The organism is Pseudomonas sp. LjRoot277 (assembly GCF_964253845.1).
Lineage (GTDB): Bacteria > Pseudomonadota > Gammaproteobacteria > Pseudomonadales > Pseudomonadaceae > Aquipseudomonas.
Map to the genome: position 1 here is coordinate 1,600,747 of NZ_CAXURI020000001.1, position 19,237 is coordinate 1,619,983.

22 protein-coding genes are annotated in these 19,237 nt (G+C 59.8%); 14 read left to right on the forward strand and 8 right to left on the reverse strand.

Annotation, left to right across the window (positions count from 1 at the left end; genetic code table 11):
- Window positions 1-45: 45 nt before the first annotated feature.
- From ACSQ87_RS07600 to ACSQ87_RS07610, 3 genes are read left to right on the forward strand one after another with little or no spacing between them, the layout of a single operon-like run.
- Window positions 46-627, forward strand: a complete 582-nt coding sequence (locus tag ACSQ87_RS07600; RefSeq protein WP_008152949.1) for a DJ-1/PfpI family protein — start codon at window positions 46-48, stop codon at window positions 625-627.
- Between the two features lie 14 nt (window positions 628-641).
- Window positions 642-947, forward strand: a complete 306-nt coding sequence (locus tag ACSQ87_RS07605; protein ID WP_223433516.1) for a ribbon-helix-helix domain-containing protein — start codon at window positions 642-644, stop codon at window positions 945-947.
- Window positions 948-1,004: 57 nt separating this feature from the next.
- Window positions 1,005-1,349, forward strand: a complete 345-nt coding sequence (locus ACSQ87_RS07610; protein WP_223433517.1) for a YegP family protein — start codon at window positions 1,005-1,007, stop codon at window positions 1,347-1,349.
- 130 nt (window positions 1,350-1,479) lie between these two features.
- Here the strand turns inward: ACSQ87_RS07610 and ACSQ87_RS07615 are convergent, their stop codons facing one another.
- Window positions 1,480-2,367 carry a dihydrodipicolinate synthase family protein gene (locus ACSQ87_RS07615; protein ID WP_223433518.1) on the reverse strand — a complete coding sequence of 296 codons (888 nt, stop codon included), beginning with the start codon at window positions 2,365-2,367 and terminating at the stop codon, window positions 1,480-1,482.
- 29 nt (window positions 2,368-2,396) lie between these two features.
- Entirely contained in the window at window positions 2,397-3,179 is a 783-nt protein-coding gene (locus tag ACSQ87_RS07620) for an aldolase (RefSeq protein WP_223433519.1), read from the reverse strand.
- Between the two features lie 159 nt (window positions 3,180-3,338).
- On the opposite strand from ACSQ87_RS07620, the gene ACSQ87_RS07625 reads away from it, so the two are divergent.
- Window positions 3,339-3,881: a helix-turn-helix domain-containing protein gene (locus ACSQ87_RS07625; protein WP_123366837.1), complete on the forward strand. Its 543-nt coding sequence runs from the start codon at window positions 3,339-3,341 to the stop codon at window positions 3,879-3,881.
- A gap of 118 nt (window positions 3,882-3,999) precedes the next feature.
- Here the strand turns inward: ACSQ87_RS07625 and ACSQ87_RS07630 are convergent, their stop codons facing one another.
- Entirely contained in the window at window positions 4,000-5,019 is a 1,020-nt protein-coding gene (locus tag ACSQ87_RS07630) for a DUF4917 family protein (protein WP_223433520.1), read from the reverse strand.
- Window positions 5,020-5,175: 156 nt separating this feature from the next.
- Here ACSQ87_RS07630 and yiaY point away from each other — a divergent pair, with 156 nt between their 5' ends.
- On the forward strand, window positions 5,176-6,324 hold the full coding sequence (yiaY, locus tag ACSQ87_RS07635) for an L-threonine dehydrogenase (protein ID WP_223433521.1): 1,149 nt from the start codon (window positions 5,176-5,178) through the stop codon (window positions 6,322-6,324).
- Here yiaY and ACSQ87_RS07640 read toward each other — a convergent pair.
- Entirely contained in the window at window positions 6,321-7,487 is a 1,167-nt protein-coding gene (locus ACSQ87_RS07640; protein ID WP_223433522.1) for an MFS transporter, read from the reverse strand. The genes yiaY and ACSQ87_RS07640 overlap by 4 nt on opposite strands.
- Window positions 7,488-7,508: 21 nt before the next feature.
- Window positions 7,509-8,744: an aminotransferase class I/II-fold pyridoxal phosphate-dependent enzyme gene (locus ACSQ87_RS07645; protein WP_223433523.1), complete on the reverse strand. Its 1,236-nt coding sequence runs from the start codon at window positions 8,742-8,744 to the stop codon at window positions 7,509-7,511.
- 239 nt (window positions 8,745-8,983) lie between these two features.
- Here ACSQ87_RS07645 and ACSQ87_RS07650 point away from each other — a divergent pair, with 239 nt between their 5' ends.
- The 4 genes from ACSQ87_RS07650 to ACSQ87_RS07665 all read left to right on the forward strand — a co-directional run bounded on the left by ACSQ87_RS07650 (window position 8,984) and on the right by ACSQ87_RS07665 (window position 13,522).
- Window positions 8,984-9,892, forward strand: a complete 909-nt coding sequence (locus ACSQ87_RS07650) for a LysR family transcriptional regulator (protein ID WP_223433524.1) — start codon at window positions 8,984-8,986, stop codon at window positions 9,890-9,892.
- Between the two features lie 106 nt (window positions 9,893-9,998).
- Entirely contained in the window at window positions 9,999-11,192 is a 1,194-nt protein-coding gene (locus ACSQ87_RS07655) for a CaiB/BaiF CoA transferase family protein (protein ID WP_223433525.1), read from the forward strand.
- Window positions 11,189-12,130: a hydroxymethylglutaryl-CoA lyase gene (locus ACSQ87_RS07660; protein WP_223433526.1), complete on the forward strand. Its 942-nt coding sequence runs from the start codon at window positions 11,189-11,191 to the stop codon at window positions 12,128-12,130. Before ACSQ87_RS07655 ends, ACSQ87_RS07660 begins: the two co-directional genes overlap by 4 nt.
- A 60-nt stretch (window positions 12,131-12,190) precedes the next feature.
- Complete coding sequence (locus ACSQ87_RS07665; RefSeq protein WP_033061371.1) at window positions 12,191-13,522, forward strand: MFS transporter; 1,332 nt, start codon at window positions 12,191-12,193, stop codon at window positions 13,520-13,522.
- 78 nt (window positions 13,523-13,600) lie between these two features.
- Here ACSQ87_RS07665 and ACSQ87_RS07670 read toward each other — a convergent pair whose 3' ends face one another.
- Window positions 13,601-14,089: a DMT family transporter gene (locus ACSQ87_RS07670; RefSeq protein WP_223433527.1), complete on the reverse strand. Its 489-nt coding sequence runs from the start codon at window positions 14,087-14,089 to the stop codon at window positions 13,601-13,603.
- 77 nt (window positions 14,090-14,166) lie between these two features.
- On the opposite strand from ACSQ87_RS07670, the gene ACSQ87_RS07675 reads away from it, so the two are divergent.
- Window positions 14,167-15,078 (forward strand): LysR family transcriptional regulator, encoded by a 912-nt coding sequence (locus ACSQ87_RS07675; RefSeq protein WP_223433528.1) that lies wholly within the window; start codon window positions 14,167-14,169, stop codon window positions 15,076-15,078.
- A gap of 31 nt (window positions 15,079-15,109) precedes the next feature.
- Here ACSQ87_RS07675 and ACSQ87_RS07680 read toward each other — a convergent pair whose 3' ends face one another.
- Window positions 15,110-15,394, reverse strand: a complete 285-nt coding sequence (locus ACSQ87_RS07680; protein WP_223433529.1) for a type II toxin-antitoxin system RelE/ParE family toxin — start codon at window positions 15,392-15,394, stop codon at window positions 15,110-15,112.
- Window positions 15,384-15,623, reverse strand: a complete 240-nt coding sequence (locus ACSQ87_RS07685; RefSeq protein WP_223433530.1) for a CopG family ribbon-helix-helix protein — start codon at window positions 15,621-15,623, stop codon at window positions 15,384-15,386. The genes ACSQ87_RS07680 and ACSQ87_RS07685 overlap by 11 nt, the downstream gene beginning before the upstream one ends.
- 165 nt (window positions 15,624-15,788) lie before the next feature.
- On the opposite strand from ACSQ87_RS07685, the gene ACSQ87_RS07690 reads away from it, so the two are divergent.
- From ACSQ87_RS07690 to ACSQ87_RS07705, 4 genes are all read left to right on the forward strand, one after another.
- Window positions 15,789-16,568, forward strand: coding sequence for a hypothetical protein (locus tag ACSQ87_RS07690; RefSeq protein WP_317851635.1), 780 nt, complete (start codon window positions 15,789-15,791; stop codon window positions 16,566-16,568).
- Between the two features lie 4 nt (window positions 16,569-16,572).
- The gene (fos, locus tag ACSQ87_RS07695) at window positions 16,573-16,989 is read left to right on the forward strand and encodes a fosfomycin resistance glutathione transferase (protein WP_223433531.1); all 417 of its coding nucleotides are present in this window, start codon (window positions 16,573-16,575) and stop codon (window positions 16,987-16,989) included.
- A 62-nt stretch (window positions 16,990-17,051) separates the two neighbouring features.
- Complete coding sequence (locus tag ACSQ87_RS07700; protein WP_033061380.1) at window positions 17,052-17,690, forward strand: LysE family translocator; 639 nt, start codon at window positions 17,052-17,054, stop codon at window positions 17,688-17,690.
- An 85-nt stretch (window positions 17,691-17,775) separates the two neighbouring features.
- Window positions 17,776-19,125 carry a sensor domain-containing protein gene (locus tag ACSQ87_RS07705; protein WP_223433532.1) on the forward strand — a complete coding sequence of 450 codons (1,350 nt, stop codon included), beginning with the start codon at window positions 17,776-17,778 and terminating at the stop codon, window positions 19,123-19,125.
- Window positions 19,126-19,237 lie beyond the last annotated feature (112 nt).

Sequence of the window (19,237 nt, forward strand, 5' to 3'; positions counted from 1 at the left end):
TGAATACTCCTGCAGACCCACGTATTTCCCAGAGGAGTCATCCCCATGGCGGCTAAAAAAATTCTGATGCTGGTCGGCGATTACGTCGAAGACTACGAAGTGATGGTGCCGTTTCAGGCGCTGCTGATGGTCGGCCACACGGTGCACGCCGTTTGCCCGGACAAAACCGCCGGTCAGACCGTACGCACGGCGATCCATGACTTCGAAGGCGACCAGACCTACAGCGAAAAACCCGGTCACCTGTTTGCCCTGAACTTCGACTTCGCCAAGGTCAAGTCCGAAGACTACGACGCCCTGCTGGTGCCAGGTGGTCGTGCGCCGGAGTACCTGCGCCTGAACGAAAAAGTCCTGGAACTGGTGCGCGCGTTCGACAAGGCCGGCAAACCGATCGCTGCTGTGTGTCACGGTGCTCAACTGCTGGCGGCCGCGGGAATTCTCGAAGGTCGCGAGTGCAGCGCTTATCCGGCCTGTGCCCCGGAAGTGCGCCTGGCGGGCGGTACGTTCATCGATATCCCGGTGACGGAAGGTCACGTACAAGGCAATCTGGCCACTGCGCCAGCCTGGCCGGCGCACCCGAGCTGGCTCGCCGGTTTCCTCGGGTTGCTGGGCACCAAAATCACGCTGTAACGAGGGACCTTTGCATGTGCGAGCTCTACGTCAAAGCCGATCCGATTCTCTACGAATCGCGCTCCCGCTCGCTGCGCATCTGCGGGGTGGTCACCACCCTTCGGCTGGAAAATCAGTTCTGGGACATCCTCAGCGAAATCGCCGAGGCCGACGGCATGACCACCAATCAGTTGATCGCCAAGCTGTATGAAGAGGTGATGGACTACCGCGGCGAGGTGGTGAATTTCGCCTCGTTTTTGCGGGTCAGTTGTATGCGGTATCTGAGTCAGCGACGGGTGCAGGCGCCGGAGTTATCGGTGGTGCGCGCGGTGGTGAAGTAGGGCAGGTTGGTCTTTACTCTGAAGCGCCAAACCTCTCAATTGCCAAGGAGAAAGAGCATGTCTGGATGGTATGAAGTGAGCAAAAGCAGCAATGGTCAGTTCAAATTTGTACTGAAGGCCGCTAACGCGGAAACCATTCTGACCAGCGAGCTGTACACCACCCGCGCGGCCGCTGACAAAGGCATCGTGTCGGTTCAGAGCAACAGCCCGAAGGATGAACGCTACGAGAAGAAAACCACCAAGGATGGCCATCCTTACTTCAACCTCAAGGCTGGTAACCACGAGATCATCGGTAGCAGCGAGGCTTACACCTCCGCTGCCGCGCTGGAGAAAGGCATCTCCAGCGTAAAAGCCAACGGGCCGACCACGGTGATCAAGGACAAGACCTTGCCGGTGCTCTAAACACACCGGCTACCTAGTGTGGGAGCGGGCTTGCTCGCGAAGGCGTGGTGTCAGTCACCTTCAATGTTGCCTGACACACTGCCTTCGCGAGCAAGCCCACTCCCATATTGGTTTTGTATCTGTTTTGAGATCAGCGCAATGCTTTCAACAGGTCTTGCAGCTGGCTGCAACCGGCCTCATCCAACGGAAACACCGGCAACCGCGGATCGCCCACTTCCAGCCCGGTGGCGCGCAAGCCGGCCTTGATCGTCGCCGGCAAGCCACCCTTCAGAATGAAATCCAGCAGCGGCAACTGGCGATAAAACACTTCGCGTGCCTTGCCCAGGTCGTTGGCCAATACCGCTTCATACAAATCAAGATTGAGCTGCGGGATCAGGTTCGGTGCCGCCGTGCACCAGCCTTTTGCGCCCGCCGCAAAGGCTTCCAGCGCCAATGGATTACAGCCGTTGTAGAACGGCACCTGACCTTCGCCGAGCCGTTGCAGTTGGTGCATGCGCTGGATGTCGCCGGTGCTTTCCTTGACCATCGTCACGTTGTCCACGGCATTGAAAATCCGCAGGATCAGGTCCACCGACATATCGGTGCCGCTGGTCGCCGGGTTGTTGTAGAGCATGATCGGTACGCCGATGTTCTCGCCGATGGCGCGGTAGTGGGCGAGGATTTCCGCTTCGCTGAGTTTCCAGTAGGACGTCGGCAGCACCATCACCACGTCGGCGCCGTGGTCTTCGGCGAAACGTGCGCGGCGCACCGCTTTGGCCGTGGTCAGGTCGGACACGCTGACGATGGTCGGCACACGTTTGGCCACGTGCTTGATGCTGAATTCGCTGACCTGATCCCACTCCGCGTCGCTCAGGTAAGCGCCTTCGCCGGTGCTGCCCAGCGGTGCGATGGAGTGGACGCCGCCATCGATCAGGCGATCGATGGAACGCCCGAGCGCGTCGAGATCAACGCCTTCGCCGTTGGCGGTGAACGGAGTGATGGTGTAGCCGATGATGCCGTGAATGGTTGGGGTCGACATGGCGACGCTCCTCTTGAAAATGAGTGGTTTCAGTTCAGGCAATCGGCGTGTTGACGCAGGTTCTGCCGAGCGTAGTAGTTGAAAGCGGCGGCGTGACGTTTCGGCCTGGCGATCCAGTCATGGGCTTCGCGGCCCAGCTCTGGCAGGATCGGCTTGATGGTCCCGGCGCTCATGGCCAGCAATTGCAGCTTGGCCGCTCGCTCAATCAGTTGCGCAATGACACAGGCTTCTTCGATGGTCGCACCGGTGGACAATTGGCCGTGGTGTGAAAGCAGAATCGCCCGTTTGTCGCCCAGGGCGGCGGCAATCAGTTCACCTTCCTCGTTGCCCACCGGCACGCCCGGCCAGCCTTCGAGAAACGCGCAATCGTCGTAAAGCGGGCAGAGGTCCATGTGGGAAATCTGCAGCGGCACTTCGAGCATCGATAGCGCGGCAACGTGGGTCGGGTGAGTGTGGATGATGCAGTTAATGTCTGGCCGCGCGCGGTACACCCAGCTGTGGAAACGGTTGGCCGGGTTGGGCATGCCGTGGCCTACAAGCACGTCCAGGTCTTCGTTGACCAGCAGCAGATTGCTGGCGGTGATTTCGTCGAAACCCAGGCCCAGTTGCTGAGTGTAGTAGGTGCCAGGTTGCGGGCCGCGGGCGGTAATCTGCCCGGCCAGGCCGGAGTCGTGGCCGTTCTCGAACAGAATCCGGCAGGTCAGGGCCAGCTTTTGCCGGTCGGTCCACGTATTATCCGCCAGAGTATTTTGCATCTGGGTCAGCGTTTGCTTGACCAGTTGCTCTTTGGGTAGTGCTAAGGTCTTGGCCATATCGGTGTCCTTTGGGTGGTTCAATGGACGTCGGATTTGCCGTTCACTCGTTGCTCGCAAGGTCATGGGTGAATGCAAATGACACAAGTGATGCTATATGACACATTGTGTCATTGGCAAGGAACAATCGTTGCTCCCTTGATGGATTAATCGCTCTACATGTCTATCCGTTTGAAATTACTGAGAAAAAAACTCGGCGTGACGCTGGAGGCCTTGGCCGAAAAGTCCGGCATGACCAAGAGCTATCTGTCGAAAGTCGAACGCGGGTTGAACACTCCGTCGATTGCTGCCGCGTTAAAACTGGCCAAGGCACTGAACGTGAAGGTCGAGGAGTTGTTCTCCGAAGACAACGTCAGCCTCGACAGTTACAGCCTGGTGCGCAGCGATGAACGCCAGTCTCTGGCGGCCAACGATGAAAGCCCGGGCTATGCGGTGCTGGCCCATCAGGTCAGCGAGCGCAGCCTGCTGCCGTTCATGATTTACCCGCCGACCGAGTTTGCCGACAAGACCTTCAAGGAACATTTGGGCGAGGAGTTTCTGTTCGTGCATGAGGGGCAGGTGGAAGTGGACTTCATGAACGAGCGGGTGCTGCTCAATCGTGGGGACGCGTTGCACTTCAATGCGCAGAAACCACACCGGATACGGTCAGTGGGCGAGGTTCAGGCGCAGTTGCTGGTGGTCGTACATAGCGCTGAAGAATGAGTCGATTGGTCTGACGCCTTCGCGAGCAAGCCCGCTCCCACATTAGACCGAGTTGTCCGGACAGACGCGGTCAAATGTGGGAGCGGGCTTGCTCGCGAAGGCGTCAGCCGCGTCGCCGCTAAACCTCGACCGGCACGGTCAGCTTGGGGTTGCCCAACGCATGCGTCTTCGAATCAAAAAACCGCAACTCACTCCCGGTTCCTTCAAACACCTTCGCGTAGTGCCGCTTCTGGTGCTGAATGAACGCCTTGCTGCGCGGATAAATCGAGATTGCCACCACCTGCGGTTTCGCCTGGCGCAAGGCGTGGATGATGTGGCTGTCCTGCTCCCCCAGGGCATGGCCAAACAGGCACAAGCCGTCGCCATGGCCAAGTAGCTGGTCGTAGCAGAACGACAGATAGTCCGAGCTGCGAATGGTTTTGAGCTTGTCCTGCGCCGGACCTTCATTGACGAACAGCGGCACGTCGTCGAGGGTCTTGATCGTGTTGTTGATCGCGAAACTGCCGAGCAGCGTGCCCTCGGTCGACAGCAGTTTGCGCGCCGTGCCGTCCTGATTCCGCACCAGGTGCAACCCGCCATGCAGGTAAAGCAGGCGGATTTTATCGGTCGCCGTGGCGCTCAGATCAAAGCTTGATTCTGCACCCTGAAACAGGTCGCTTATCGCATCAGGCTGGTGCTGAGTCGCCCAGTAGTTGAGCAAGTCGTAGTTGGTGGTGAACACGGTCCGGTAACGGCCCAGTTCCTGATTGATCGCCGCCAGCGTTGAAGGCACCACCAGCCGCCACGGGATGTGCACCGCGTGCACGGTGTTGATCAGCGCTTCCTTGATCGCGTAGTAACGATTACGTGGTGCGGCGGAACTCACGGCCAGGGCCTTGTTGACCCGGCTGGTGGTTTTCAGCGCGCTGAGCACCTGCTCGAAGCTGCGCGTCTGCAGGGCGTCGAACACGCTCAGCTCGGACTGGCTCAGGGGTTTTTCTTCTACGGTACGGGCGTTTTCGAACAGCGAGTCGTAGCCGAAGTCGTCCCACACGGCGCGACTGGCGCCGTTGCCCACCAGCAGGCCGCTGAACGAGGCGGTGGCGCGCAAGGCGTTCCAGTCTTCAAGTTGGGCATCAACATCCTGGAAATCGGTCATTGCGGTCAAAGTCTCAAAAGCAAAAGGTCTGATGGGCGGCGACTTTATCACGACCAAGACTTGAGCCAGATCAAGTTACTTCATGACCGATAGGTCGATTCTGTGGGACCCGCCAGATCGGCGCTGCCGACTCGGCCTCAGCCAGGAGACTCGCTTATGAGCAGCACGTTTTTCATCCCCGCCGTGAACATCATGGGCATCGGTTGCCTCGACGAAGCCATGGATGCCATTCGCAAGTACGGTTTTCGCAAGGCACTGATCGTCACCGACGCCGGGCTGGCCAAGGCGGGTGTCGCGAAGATGATTGCCGAGAAGCTGGCAATGCAGGACATCGATTCGGTGATTTTCGACGGCGCCAAGCCTAACCCGAGCATCGCCAACGTCGAGAGCGGTCTGGGTCTGCTCAAGGAAACCCGCTGTGATTTCGTGGTGTCCCTGGGCGGCGGTTCGCCCCATGATTGCGCCAAAGGCATCGCGTTATGCGCGACCAACGGCGGGCAGATTGGCGATTACGAAGGTGTCGATCAATCCACCCAACCACAACTGCCGCTGATCGCCATCAACACCACCGCCGGCACTGCCAGCGAGATGACCCGTTTCTGCATCATCACCGACGAATCCCGTCACGTGAAAATGGCCATTGTCGATCGCAACGTCACGCCGCTGCTGTCGGTCAACGACCCGGCGCTGATGGTCGCCATGCCCAAGGGCCTGACGGCTGCCACCGGCATGGACGCGTTGACCCACGCCATCGAAGCCTACGTTTCCACGGCGGCCAACCCGATCACCGATGCCTGCGCACTGAAGGCGATCACGTTGATCAGCAACAACCTGCGCCTGGCCGTCCGCAACGGCAGTGACATGGCCGCGCGGGAAAACATGGCCTACGCGCAGTTCCTCGCCGGCATGGCGTTCAATAACGCATCACTGGGTTATGTCCACGCCATGGCTCACCAGTTGGGCGGGTTTTACGACTTGCCTCATGGTGTGTGCAACGCGGTCCTGCTGCCTCACGTACAAAGCTTTAACGCGCTGGTTTGCGCCGATCGCCTCACCGATGTCGCCCTTGCGATGGGCGCCGATGTTCACGGTTTCACCCCGGAAGCGGGCGCCCAGGCGGCCATCGTGGCGATCCGCAGCCTGTCCAAGGACGTGGAAATTCCCGCCGGTTTGCGTGAGCTCGGCGCCAAGCTCAACGACATCCCGATCCTCGCCACCAATGCCTTGAAAGACGCGTGCGGCCTGACCAATCCTCGCGTGGCGGATCAGCGCCAGATCGAGGAGATTTTCCGCAGCGCGTTTTAGGAAGTCTTGCGGCCGGGCGCGAGCATTACGCAGAGCATCGCGCCCAACGCCAGCAAGGTACACAACAGTGACAACGGCCATGCTTGCGGGCTCGCGATCAAACTGGCGATCCCGCCGATAACGGCAGCCATCAGTTGATGAATGAAACCGCTCAACGCCATCGCATACGCACCGCCGACCGGCGAACCGTCATTGGCCAGGGACAGGCTGACCGGATAAGTCAAAGACTGGCCGAACACCGCAACGCAATAGGGCAACCAGAACAGCAGCGCCACTGAAGTGCCCGCCAGACTCCCCAGCAACATCACCGCGCTGCCGGCCAGCACCAGCCCTACACCTGCCGTTATCAACCCGCGTTGACCGGTGTGAAGTACAAAGCCATTGACCGCCAAAGCCCCCAGAAAATAGGCCGCGCTGATCGGCCAGCCCAACAACCCGTATTCCACGGCCGACCAGTTGAACGGGCCTTGCAGAATCAGCGGCGCTGCGGTGTTGAACGCGACAATCACCCCGTACCCAAGGCCGCCGGTGAGGGCCGGCAGCAGAAAGGCTCGATGACGCAAAATGCGCCAGTAACTCGGCCAGGCGGATGACGGGACATTCTCCTCGGCCAGCATCGGGAACCTGACCCGGGCCACGATCAGCCCCATCATCAGACTCACACCCCCCAACAGATAGAAAATCGATGGCCAGCCCAGCGCCACCTGGATGATCGACCCCAGGTATTGGCCGATCCCCAGCGCCACCACAAAGGAAATCGAAATCCAGGACAACGCCTTGGCCAGAAGATCACCGCGGAAACTGTCGCGGATCAGCACCCGGGCCATGACCGAAATGCCGCTGGCGCCAATGCCCTGAACCAGTCGAAACGCCAGGAACGATTCAAGCGTCTGGCTCAGGGGCAGGGCCAGATTGCCCAACCCGTAGATGCCCACCGCGGCAAGCAGCACCGGTTTTCGACCGATGCGCTGGCCCAGGCTGCCCCAGAACAACATCGGCAACGCCATGCCGATCAGATACACCGCCAGCCCCCAGGAAACCTGCGAGGCGTCGGCGGACAGATCCCGGGCCATGTCCGGCAGCGCCGGCAGGTAAATGCTCATGCCCAACTGGGCGAGGAAAACCGTGCAGCAGGTGACGAGGAGGGTGGTGCTGCTCTTCATTGAATCTTCCCTGATTTCAGTTCAACAGCCGATGTCCCGGCCTCGAGTGCGTAAAAGCTCGGTAATGAGTTCACAAAAGTGGCGGATCAGCGTCGGCTCCATGTCGGCGCGCAGGGTGATTCTGATGGCCGCCTTGCCTTGTGCGACCACCGGGAAAAACACGGCCGAGGTGAAGAAGCCGTGATTGGCCAGTTCCATGGCGATGCTGTTGGCCAGCGCTGCTTCGCCGCAGTTGACCAGTCGAATCGCCATGTTGCTGTTGTGTTGATCGGTGCGGATGAGGCTGTCGAACAGCCGGATATTAACCTGAAGTTTTTCCTGTAACACGGCAAATTCCGGCGTGCGATGAAGCTGGATGGATGCTCTGCCTGCGCCAATGGCTGCACTGTTCAGGCTTTGCGACCAATTGCTGGGGCCGCCGTAACGGGCAATGAGCCTCTTCTGCCGTTCATTGCCCAGCATTACCAGACCACCGCTGGCGCCAAACGACTTGGCCAGCGAGGCGACGATCAGGCAGTCATCCTCCAGGGCGTGCAACCTGGGGCGCACGAGGCCAACGCCGAATGTTCCGACGGCGGACAGCGCGTGGGAATCGTCCAGGTAGAGAAACAACCCATAGCGGTCCTTGAGATACAAAAGACTGTCCAGGTCTGCGATCCCGCCCATGCTGTAGGCGCCGTCGGCGACATACGCGACGGTGCGGTGTTGCTGGCACTGCTTCTCGAGAAAATCCATGTCGTTATGAGGGCAGGTCACGACCGTGGTTTCATCGGCGCAGGCGGCTTTGAGGTGATTCATCGAATAGTGCGCCAACCGGTCGAAGACCATCACGGGAGGGCGGTTTTCCGTGAACACGCCGCTGGCCAGCAACGGCAGGATTCCGGCACTCGCCGCACTGCACGACAAGGTGCTCAGGCAACTGGCGCCGAACAACTCGGACAGTTCGGTTTCGTACTGTTCCAGAATCGCCAGCTTGCAGCGGTTCTTTGAGTTGGCGACGCGAAGGGTGCCGGTTTCCCACAGGGTATTCATGGCGCCATCGAGAATGTCGGGATGGTGATCCAGGCCCAGGTAAGACGTCGTGCCGAAATGATGAAAGGCGCGCCCGTGCTGATCGAGCATCCGGTTGGCACTTTTGATTTCGACGTTGAGCCCCGAAATTTTCCCGGCTTCAGCGCTCTCCCAATCGTGATCGGCCAATGCGATGACTTTGCGGTAGTTGGTGTAGCGGTTTGCCGCCTGTGCTGTCTGGTCCATATGAAAATGACTTTCCTTGAGTGAAACGATCCATGGGTGTGTTGCAGTTCGTGTGTGTTTCCAGACTTTACAGAGCGCGGCGGAGGCTTTGAATCGGCTGTTTCCGGTACGGCTGAGTGTTACAAGAGATTTATGTGTAGGGCGATGCCTCGTGATGTTGTGGGCAATTTGCTTTGCCGAGTCGCGTAGAAACCGGGCTATCCTGCCGACTCAGTCGAACAGAAGTCATCGAGCCCTCCATGCTGCAAAAAAGCCTGATCCGCCGCCTCGACCTGATCACTCTCCAGCTGTTTGTCGCCGTTCATGAGGAGGGCACGCTGACCCGTGCCGCCGCGCGTGAAGCCATCGCCGTGTCGGCGGCCAGCAAGCGGCTGATGGAGTTGGAAGAAGCGCTGGGCATCAGTCTGTTCGTGCGCCAGGCCAAGGGCATGACCCTGACGCCGGCCGGTGAAACCTTGTTGCACCATGCCCGGCAGATGCTGTTCAACGTTGAGAAAATGGGGCTCGAACTGGGCGAGCACAGCCACGGTATTCGCGGCTATGTGCGGATGCTCGCCAACCTGTCGGCGATCATTCAGTTTCTGCCCGAAGACCTGCGGGACTTTTCCGAGCGTCATCCTCAGGTCAAGACCGACCTCGAAGAACGCCCCAGCAGCGGGGTGATTCAGGGTGTGCTGGATGGCGTGGCGGACCTTGGGATCTGCTCCAGTGACAGCGACGTCAAAGGTTTGCACAGCGTGCTTTATCGACAGGACAAACTGATGGTGTTGATGCTGCCCGATCATCCGCTGGCGAGTCGTTCCAGCCTGGCCTTCGCCGATACGCTGGACAGCGATTACGTCGGTCTGCATTCCGCCAGTTCGATCAATATGCGTACCCACGCGGCCGCGCGCCAGGCCGGCAAAGTGCTGCGGCTACGGATTCATGTACCGGGTTTCGACGCCATGTGCCGGATGGTCCAGGCCAACATGGGCATCGGCATCCTGCCGCAAAAGGCCTATGAACTGTTTGGCCAGGCGCTGGGCTTGCACGCGGTGCCGTTGACGGATGACTGGTCGGATCGCGCGTTGGTTCTGGTGGTGCGTGATGAAGCGGCGCTGTCGCCGGTGAGCCGGATGTTGTTCGAGCATTTGCGTGGGGTGGTCTGAGCGTTCGCGTTTCGCGAACGCTCGTTGCCAACTGAAGGTTGGATTCCTTCACCCGTGGTCCTCTAGCCTTGGCTCATATTCCAAGAACAACATGAGGTATCCCGCGATGACTGCCCCCTTGAGTGCAATCAAAGTGATCGAGATCGGCACGCTGATCGCCGCGCCGTTTGCCGCACGCATGCTCGCCGAGTTCGGCGCCGAAGTGATCAAGATCGAAGCCATGGGTCAGGGCGACCCGCTGCGCAAATGGCGCAAGCTGCACGAAGGCACGTCGCTGTGGTGGTACCTGCAATCGCGAAACAAGAAGTCCCTGGCGCTGAATCTGAAATCCCCCGAAGGCATTGAACTGGTCAAGCAACTGGCGACCAGCGCCGACGTGCTGATCGAAAACCTGCGTCCCGGCGCCCTGGAAAAACTCGGCTTGGGCTGGGACGTATTGCATGCCCTCAACCCCAATCTGACACTGGTGCGCATTTCCGGTTATGGCCAGACCGGCCCATACCGCGACCGCCCGGGGTTCGGTGCGATCGGCGAGGCCATGGGCGGAATCCGCTACACCACCGGCACCCCCGGTTCACCACCGGCTCGGGTGGGCGTCAGCCTCGGCGATTCATTGGCTTCGCTGCACGCGGTGATTGGTGCCTTGATGTCGCTGCTGCGGGTCAAGACCGGGCAGGGCGGTGGGCAAGTGGTCGATGTGTCGCTGGCTGAAAGTGTGTTCAACGTCATGGAAAGCCTGGTGCCGGAATACGACATGCTCGGCCATGTTCGTGAGCGTAGCGGCGGGGCCTTGCCGGGCATTGCACCGTCCAACACTTACCTCACGGCCGATGGCGCCTACGTGGTGATCGCCGGCAATAGTGACCCGATCTACAAGCGCTTGATGGACGTCATCGGCCGCCGTGATCTGGCCGATGCGCCGGAATTTGCCCATAACGACGGGCGTGCTGCCAAGAGCAACGTGCTCGATGCGGCGATCACTCACTGGACCAGCAGCCTGCCGATCGACGATGTGTTGTCGGCACTGGAAGCTGCCGAAGTCCCGGCCGGGCGCATCTATTCAGTCGCCGACATCGTCGCCGATCCGCACTATCAGGCGCGGGACATGCTGCTCAACGCCGACCTGCCCGGCGGCGCCACGGTGAAGATGCCCGGCATTGTGCCAAAAATGTCCGAGACGCCCGGAGGCGTGAACTGGTCCGGACCTGCACTGGGCCAGCACACCGACGGCATCCTCGCGAGTCTGGGCCTTACGGGGTCAGACATCGAACGGCTGAAAGCTGCAGGGGTGGTGCAATGATCACTGATTTTTCCGAGGCCCTGATTGTTCAGGAAGTCTCCCCCCGCGACGGCTTGCAGATCGAGCCGACCTGGGTCGAAACCGTCGACAAGATTGCGTTGATCGATCAGCTGTCGCTGGCCGGTTTCAGTCGCATCGAAGCAGGTTCGTTCGTTTCGCCCAAGGCGATTCCTGCGCTGCGCGACGGTGAGTTGGTGTTCAAGGGCATCGCCCGGCAACCGGGGGTGATTTACGTCGCATTGATCCCCAACCTGAAAGGCGCTCAACGGGCGCTGGCGACCGGTGCCGATGAGCTGAACCTGGTGATGTCCGCGAGTCAGACCCACAACCTGGCCAACATGCGCATGCGTTGCGAAACCTCATTGGCCGCGTTCGGCGAGATCGTGCAATTCGTTCGCGGGACGACGGTGCGACTCAACGCCAGCATCGCCACCACCTTCGGTTGCCCGTTTGAAGGCAGGATCGATGAGGATCGCGTGCTGCAAATCGTCGAGGCTTATCAGGAGCTCGGGATCCAGGGCATTACCCTGGCCGACACCACCGGCATGGCCAATCCGCGGCAGGTTGATCGTCTGGTGCAGCGGGTCTTGCAGCGAGTTTCGCCGGCTGATCTGACCCTGCATTTCCACAACACTCGCGGCCTTGGTTTGTGCAACGTGCTGGCCGCCTACGAGGCCGGTGCCCGACGCTTTGACGCGGCACTGGGCGGGCTCGGCGGTTGCCCGTTCGCGCCGGGCGCCTCGGGCAATATTTGCACCGAAGATTTGGTCAACCTGTGCGATGAAATCGGCATTCATACCGGCATCGATCTGCCGCTGTTGCTGCAATTGTCGCGAGGGTTACCCGCGCTGCTGGGCCACGAAGTGCCCGGTCAGCTGGCCAAGGCCGGACGCAATTGCGATCTGCATCCGACGCCGCAATCCATCACAACCTTGTAATCCCACACCAGACAACAAAAACAATCGGACACCCACGGGCAGTCCGCCTGGAGAACCATCATGAGCCTTAATGTACTGGAGGCGGGCGCGAGCCCGTCCGTTAGCCACGACGAAGAAAAAGCCCTGGTCAGCAAAGTCGCCTGGCGCCTGATGCCGTTGATCATGGTCTGCTACCTGTTCGCGTTTTTCGACCGCATCAACATCAGCTTCGCCAAGTTCCAGCTGCAGACCGACCTGAGCCTGAGCGACACCGCTTACGGCCTCGGCGCCGGGTTGTTCGTGGTCGGTTACGTGATCTTCGAAGTGCCGAGCAATATGATGTTGTACAAGGTCGGCGCCCGGCGCTGGATCGCCCGGATCATGATGTCCTGGGGCCTCGCCACTGCGGCCATGGTCTTCGTCAATAGCGAATGGCAGTTCTACGCCCTGCGCTTTGTGATTGGCGCGATGGAGGCGGGTTTTGCACCGGGTGTGCTGTATTACCTGACGCTGTGGTTCCCGCAGCACTATCGCGGGCGCATCACGTCGATGTTGTTTCTGTCGTCGGCGTTTGCCGGTCTGGTCGGCGCACCGTTCTCCGGGCTGGTGTTGCAACACCTCGACGGCTTTATGGATATGCGCGGCTGGCACTGGTTGTTTCTGCTGGGCGGCGTGCCTTGCATCGGCCTTGGCTTGCTGGTGCTGACATTGCTCAAGGACCGTATTGAAGACGCCCATTGGCTGACGCCGTCGGAGAAAACGCTGCTGGCCAGCCGCATCGCTCACCATGAACCGCACAAGAGCGGCGGCTCGTTGCTCGCCGCGCTGCGGATTCCGGGTTTCCTGACCCTCGGGCTGATCTACTTCCTGATTCAGGTGGCGTCCTACGGCTTGAACTTCTGGGCCCCGCAACTGATTCGCAGCGCTGGCACCGAAAGCCCGGTGATGATCGGTTTGCTAACCGCCATCCCTTACATCTGCGGCGCCATCAGCATGGTGGTGATCGGGCGGTTGTCCGACTCGACCGGCGAGCGACGCAAGTTTGTCGCAGGTCTGGTCGCGGTGGGCGCTGTAGGGTTCTTCTGTGCAGGGATTTTCGCTAACCACACGACCTTCCTGATTGTCGCGCTGGGCTTGCTCGGTGCCGGGATCATCGCGTCTATCCCGAGCTTCTGGACCCTGCCGCCGAAACTGCTGGCCGGTGCTGGCGCAGGGGCTGCGGGCGGAATCGCAGTGATCAACACCCTCGGCCAGTTCGGCGGCATCGTCAGCCCGGTGATGGTGGGGCGGATCAAAGACCTCACGGGCAGCACCACGCCGGCACTGTATGTCATCGGCGTTGCTGCGCTGATCGCCGTCGCGCTGCTGCTGTGGGGGTTGCCGCAGAAGCTGCGCACGCTCGACAAGTTTTAAAAGATCGCCGGCTACCCCAGCTCGTGCAGGGACCACGCATCCCTATAGGAGCTGGCGCAGCCTGCGATCTTTTGATCTTCAAGACGTCGCAATGATCGCCTTTGCCGGCGAAGTATCGAACTGAATCAACACCACTCCAGCCATCAACAAAATCGCCCCAACCATTCGCGGCAACGTCATCTGCCGCTCCACCAACCCAAACCACCCGAAGTGATCCAGCACCAGCGACGCCACCACCTGTCCCGCCAGCGCCAAAGCAATAAACCCCGAGGCCCCGAGTTTGGGCAGCAACATCAGCGCCAACGAAATAAAGCACACCCCAAACGCACCACCGGCCCACATCCACAGCGGCGCCTTGCTGATGAACGCCAGCGATGGCAACGGCAAACGCAGCGCCAACATAACCGGCAACAACACCACAATACTCACCAACAACGACGCGAGAGTCGCCCACAACGGATGGCCCAAACCGCGCCCGAGGTTGGCGTTGATCGCGCTTTGAAAAGGCACCACCGCCCCGGCTATCACGGCCAGCAGCAACAGCCCGGCCCAATGCAACGTACTCATGAAGATTCTCCAACAGGTTTTGCTGGACTCTAGAGTATTCGTCGCGCAGATTTAAATTCCAAATAGCTATCCAGAACATGCATCAGATGAATGATCTTCGGCGCATCGACCTCAATTTGCTGGTGATCCTCGACGCCTTGCTCAGTGAGCAACATGTGACCCGTGCCGCCGAGCGCCTGCACCTGAGTCAGCCGGCCGTCAGTCATGCGTTGGCGCGGTTGCGTGATCTGCTTGGCGATCCTTTGCTGGTGCGGGCGGGCGCCGGCCTCGTGCCAACCCCGCGAGCCCTGGAGTTGATGGCCCCTTTGGCCGAAGCCCTGGCTCAGGTGCAATCGCTGCTGGCACCGAATACCTTCGATCCGGCCATCGCCAAGCGCACGTTTCGACTGGCGATGTCCGACTACGGTGCCGCCATCGTCCTGCCGAGGTTGATCCGGACCTTGCGCCGGGAAGCGCCGGGCATCGATCTGCAAATCAGCCATGCCAGCCGCGAAGGCATGCTCGAGGGTGTGCTCAACGGTGACATCGACGTGGCGGCAGGCGTCTTTCCAGAGTTGCCGAACGAGTTGCGCAGCACCCCGCTGTTTGAAGAGCACTACGCCTGTCTGGCAGACCGCAACAGCCTGCCCGTCGATGGCGTGCTCGACCTGCCGACCTACCTCGCCCGCCCCCACGTCCTGCTGGAAATGCGCGGCAGCGGCACCCCGGAAATCGAACGGGCCCTGACAGCCCTGCGTGAACGCCGTCGCGTGGCGATCAGCCTGCCGCACTGGAGCGTCGCCCCGGAATTCATCAGCGGCACCGACCTGATCCTCACCGTCGCTTCCCGAGGGTTGCTCAATATCGATGAGCAGTCGTTGATCGTGGTCCCGCCGCCGTTTCACATTCCGTCGTTTACGTTTGTGTTGGTTTGGCACAAGCGGCGGGGTGGGGATCAGGCGTTGAACTGGTTGAATGGGCGGATTGGGGAAGGGATTAGGCAGGGATGACGTTCTATCCAGTGCCCTGATTTTGTAGTGTTTACCAACTGGCAGGCGGAAGACGTCTGGTATGGAAAACCCGTAGTACCTGCAGGCGTCCTTGGCGGACTCGATAGGGAATTAGATAAGGTCGGTCTGGCAAGACCCATTCTCGAGTGCCGGGCAGACGGCCTTCACGGCCGGTTGCCGGGAAGCGCGCAAGGTGATCGACGCTGGCAAGGATGGCTTGGACGAAGTCCGCTGCGGCTTTCGGATTCTCAATTGCTATACAAGCGGCTTCGTCATCGAGGTTCTTTAATGCAGTACGCAGCCACTCAACGCGCATTGGCTGTCCACTTGTCGGCGATTGCGTTCACTTCTTCCGGCGTTGCGAAGTCACCGGCATCGGCTTCTTTCAGCGCTTTCTGAATTTCTTCAATTTGCCAGGCTTCCCTCGCGAGATATTCACGCAGAGCATCCACTGCGAGAAATGACTTACTGCGACCCGTGGCCCTGGCAAGGTTGGCGAGCGTATCGGCTAGTTCGTCTGGCAAGCGCAAAGACATGACGGACATGACGGTCTCGATGTAGTGGTTTGTAATACAACATACTACAGCGTCATGCAGGGGGTTAGGCCACCCCCGTTCGTCTGCCGTAACAAATGATTGAACAGACCTGCCGAGCCGGGGATAGTGCGCGGCTGAAATCGTCTGGTTTTGAAGCACACAAGGAACAAGGGAATGACATTGAAGTCCGGGTTGATGGGATGTTCGGCGCTGTGTGGTTTGGTGATGACTACCAACACCAGACTGCTCGGCCCAATCCTCGCTTTCAGCGTTTTAACCATGACTGGCCACGCTCAAGCGGCCTGCGAAGAACTGCCCTTCGATGGACATTTGCTGGCTCGCTGCAAGGTATGGCCGGCTTTTAAAGACCAAGCCATTGCGTCGAAATCGACATTTACGCCGGTCTCCGAAGACGTAAACGATGGCGGGATGTTCGATCTGGAACTGTCGATCGTCAATTCCACCAACGACCAGACGCTGGCCACTTATCGCAAGAACGAAGCTTACAATTCCGACGCAGTCGGTTTTGAAGGTCTTGTCATTGATACGGCGCGCTACAAGCTGGCGTCGGATGTCCGGGCCTTTGGTCTGCGTTCGGGCTTTGGTCACCGATCGAGTTCTATGCCCTACTCCAAAACCGATCTTGCGTTGTACCTCAGGGAGGGTAATACCCTGCGTCCAGTGCTGGAGGGGCTGGTGGTTGCCAAGAACACGGGTGAGTGGATGGGCGACTGCACAGGTCAGGGGCAGGATATACGCAGAACCGTCGATATCGGCAAATCGACTCACAACGGATTTGCAGACTTGATCGTCACTTCAAGCACCACCGTGCTGAAAAACTTCAAATCAGGCGAGGAGTGCCTTTCTAAAACCAGCGATCTGAAAAAAACACAGATCACGCTGAGCTACGATGGCAAACACTACGTTGTGCCTGAAGAACTCAAAGGTTACTGAAAAAATGCTCACCGGCCTCAACCACCTGACCCTCGCCGTCACCGACCTGAACCGCAGCGTAGGGTTCTATCAAGATCTGCTGCAACTGCGCCTCGAAGCCTCTTGGGACACTGGCGCCTATCTTTCGCTGCCGGGTTTGTGGCTTTGTCTGTCTGCTGATCCGCTTCTTGGCTCGGAGCCTACCGTCGACTACACCCATTACGCCTTCACTGTCAGCGCATCGAATTTCCCGTTGTTCGTCGGACGCCTGCGATCCGCCAATGTCCAGGAATGGCGTGATAACCGGAGCGAAGGCGCGTCCTTCTATTTCTTCGACCCGGACGGGCACAAGCTCGAAGCCCATGTCGGCGACCTGGCATCCAGGCTGGCAGCCTGTCGTGAGCGGCCCTATGCGGGAATGAAGTTCTTCGACGATCTGTAAGTCGGGTTCCGGGAACCTGAGATAGACTTGCGTGCATTCACGCCGGCTCAACAGGACTTCCAATGACCCCATCGCTGCTAATGGCTGTTCTCGCCTCGGGCTTTATTTACGGCATCACGCCGGGGCCGGGTGTGTTGGCGGTGTTCGGCATCGGTGCGGCGCGAGGTCGGAGGGCCGGTGCGGGGTTTCTCTGCGGGCATTTGCTGGGGGATGTGGTCTGGTGCAGCACGGCGCTGATCGCGATTGTCGGTGCGCGGGAAATCGGCAGTACTGCGTTCGATGTGCTGGGCGTGCTCAGCGGGCTATACCTGTTTTGGCTCGGTCTGCGCGCGGTTCGCGCCCGTCGCAGCAGTGTCGAAGCACCACAAGGCCCGGCCCGGCAGCCGTTCTGGCACGGCATTCTGTTTGGCCTGACCAATCCGAAGGCTTACCCGGTGGCGGTAGCGACTTTTACGGCGCTGCTGTCCAGCCGTGCCGAATTGCTGCATTGGTCGATGCTGCCGTGGCTGATTGTCCTGAGCTTCGTCGGTGGCCTTATGGCCTACGCTATCCTCATTGGCATTGTCGGCGCGCGGCAGGTGCGCAGCTTGTACCAGCGCCATGAGCTGTTGATCACCCGATTGTGTGGGGTGATGTTTATCGGTTTCGCCATCAACGCCCTGGCGCATGCATTACCGGGGTTGGTGACGAACAAGGCGTGAGGCTGATCGCAGGGAGGCGTCAGTTTTATTGATGGGGCAGGGAGGGTTCTTTTTTGCTGCATTGTCCGGACACGCTCACCGCACTATGGCAACCAGAAATTCCGCGCCGTTGGCGAGCTTCATCGATCTCTTGCTGGACGCCGTTTGTGCGGTCGACAAACAGGGTCGCTTCGTATTTGTCAGCGCGGCCTGCGAGCGTATTTTCGGTTATACCCCCGAAGAGCTGATCGGCCAGCCGATGATCGATCTGGTGCACCCTGCCGATCGTCAGCGCACTCTCGATGCCGCGCGGGAGATCATGGGCGGCGACCCCAAGCTCAATTTCGAAAACCGCTACCTGCGCAAGGATGGCCGCGTGGCGCACATCCTCTGGTCGGCGCGCTGGTCGGAGGTCGACCAACTGCGCATCGCCGTTGCACGCGACATCACCGAGCGCAAGCAGGCCGAGTCCCGGCAAGCGGCGTTGTATGCGATCTCCGAAGCGGCCCACGCGGCGGAAGATTTACTGGCGTTGTTCAAACGCATCCATTTGATCATCGGTGAATGGCTGCCGGCGCTGAATTTCTCCGTGGCGCTGTATGACGAACACTGTGCGCAGCTGAATTTCCCTTATCACGTGGACGACCTGGAGCTGCAACCCGAGCAGCCCGGAACGATCACCGGACGTCTCTGCGCCGAGGTGATTCGCAGCGGCCAGCCGATTCTGCTGACACCGGATCAGGACAATCCACTTGAGGGGTTTGAGGCGTTGGTCGCAAACCAGCATTCGCCTTGCTGGCTGGGCGTGCCGTTGAGTTCACAAAACGGCACCATCGGTGCGCTGATCGTTAAAAGCGTGCCCGGTGGTGAGCGCTACACCGAACAGGACAAGGAGCTGCTGCAATACGTTTGCGCCCAGGTCGCCACAGCGATTGAGCGCAAGCAATTGCATGCCAGGCTGCAGCGCATGGCCCAGTACGACCCACTGACTCAACTGCCCAACCGAGAGTTACTCCGTGACCGGCTTAAAGATTCACTGACGCTGGCACGGGCAGATTCCGGGCGTATGGCATTGCTGTATGTCGACCTCGACCGTTTCAAAGAAGTCAACGACACCCACGGCCATGCGGTCGGCGACATGCTGTTGCAGGCGGTCGCCAATCGTCTCAAAGGCTGCGTGCGTGAAACCGACACCGTGGCGCGCATTGGCGGCGATGAGTTTGTGGTGTTGTTGCACAGCATCCACGCCTCGGAAGACGCCGACAGCGTGGCGGGAAAAATCCGTCAGGTGCTGGCTCAACCCCTGCGTCTGGACGGCCACAGCCTGATCATCCAGACGAGCATCGGCGTTGCGCGATACCCCGACCACGGCACTGAAGAAAAGCAGTTGTTCCGGCATGCCGATGAGGCCATGTACGCCGCCAAGCGCCAACATCATCAGCGCTTCGGGGCCTGAAAAAATCTGCCACCGTTCGTCGCGGCGATTTCAACTTTTCTAAACCTTTGCGGTGAGCGAAATTCTGATTCTATGCGGGCTCCTGCTCGCCGCGATCATCACCAAGAGGTAG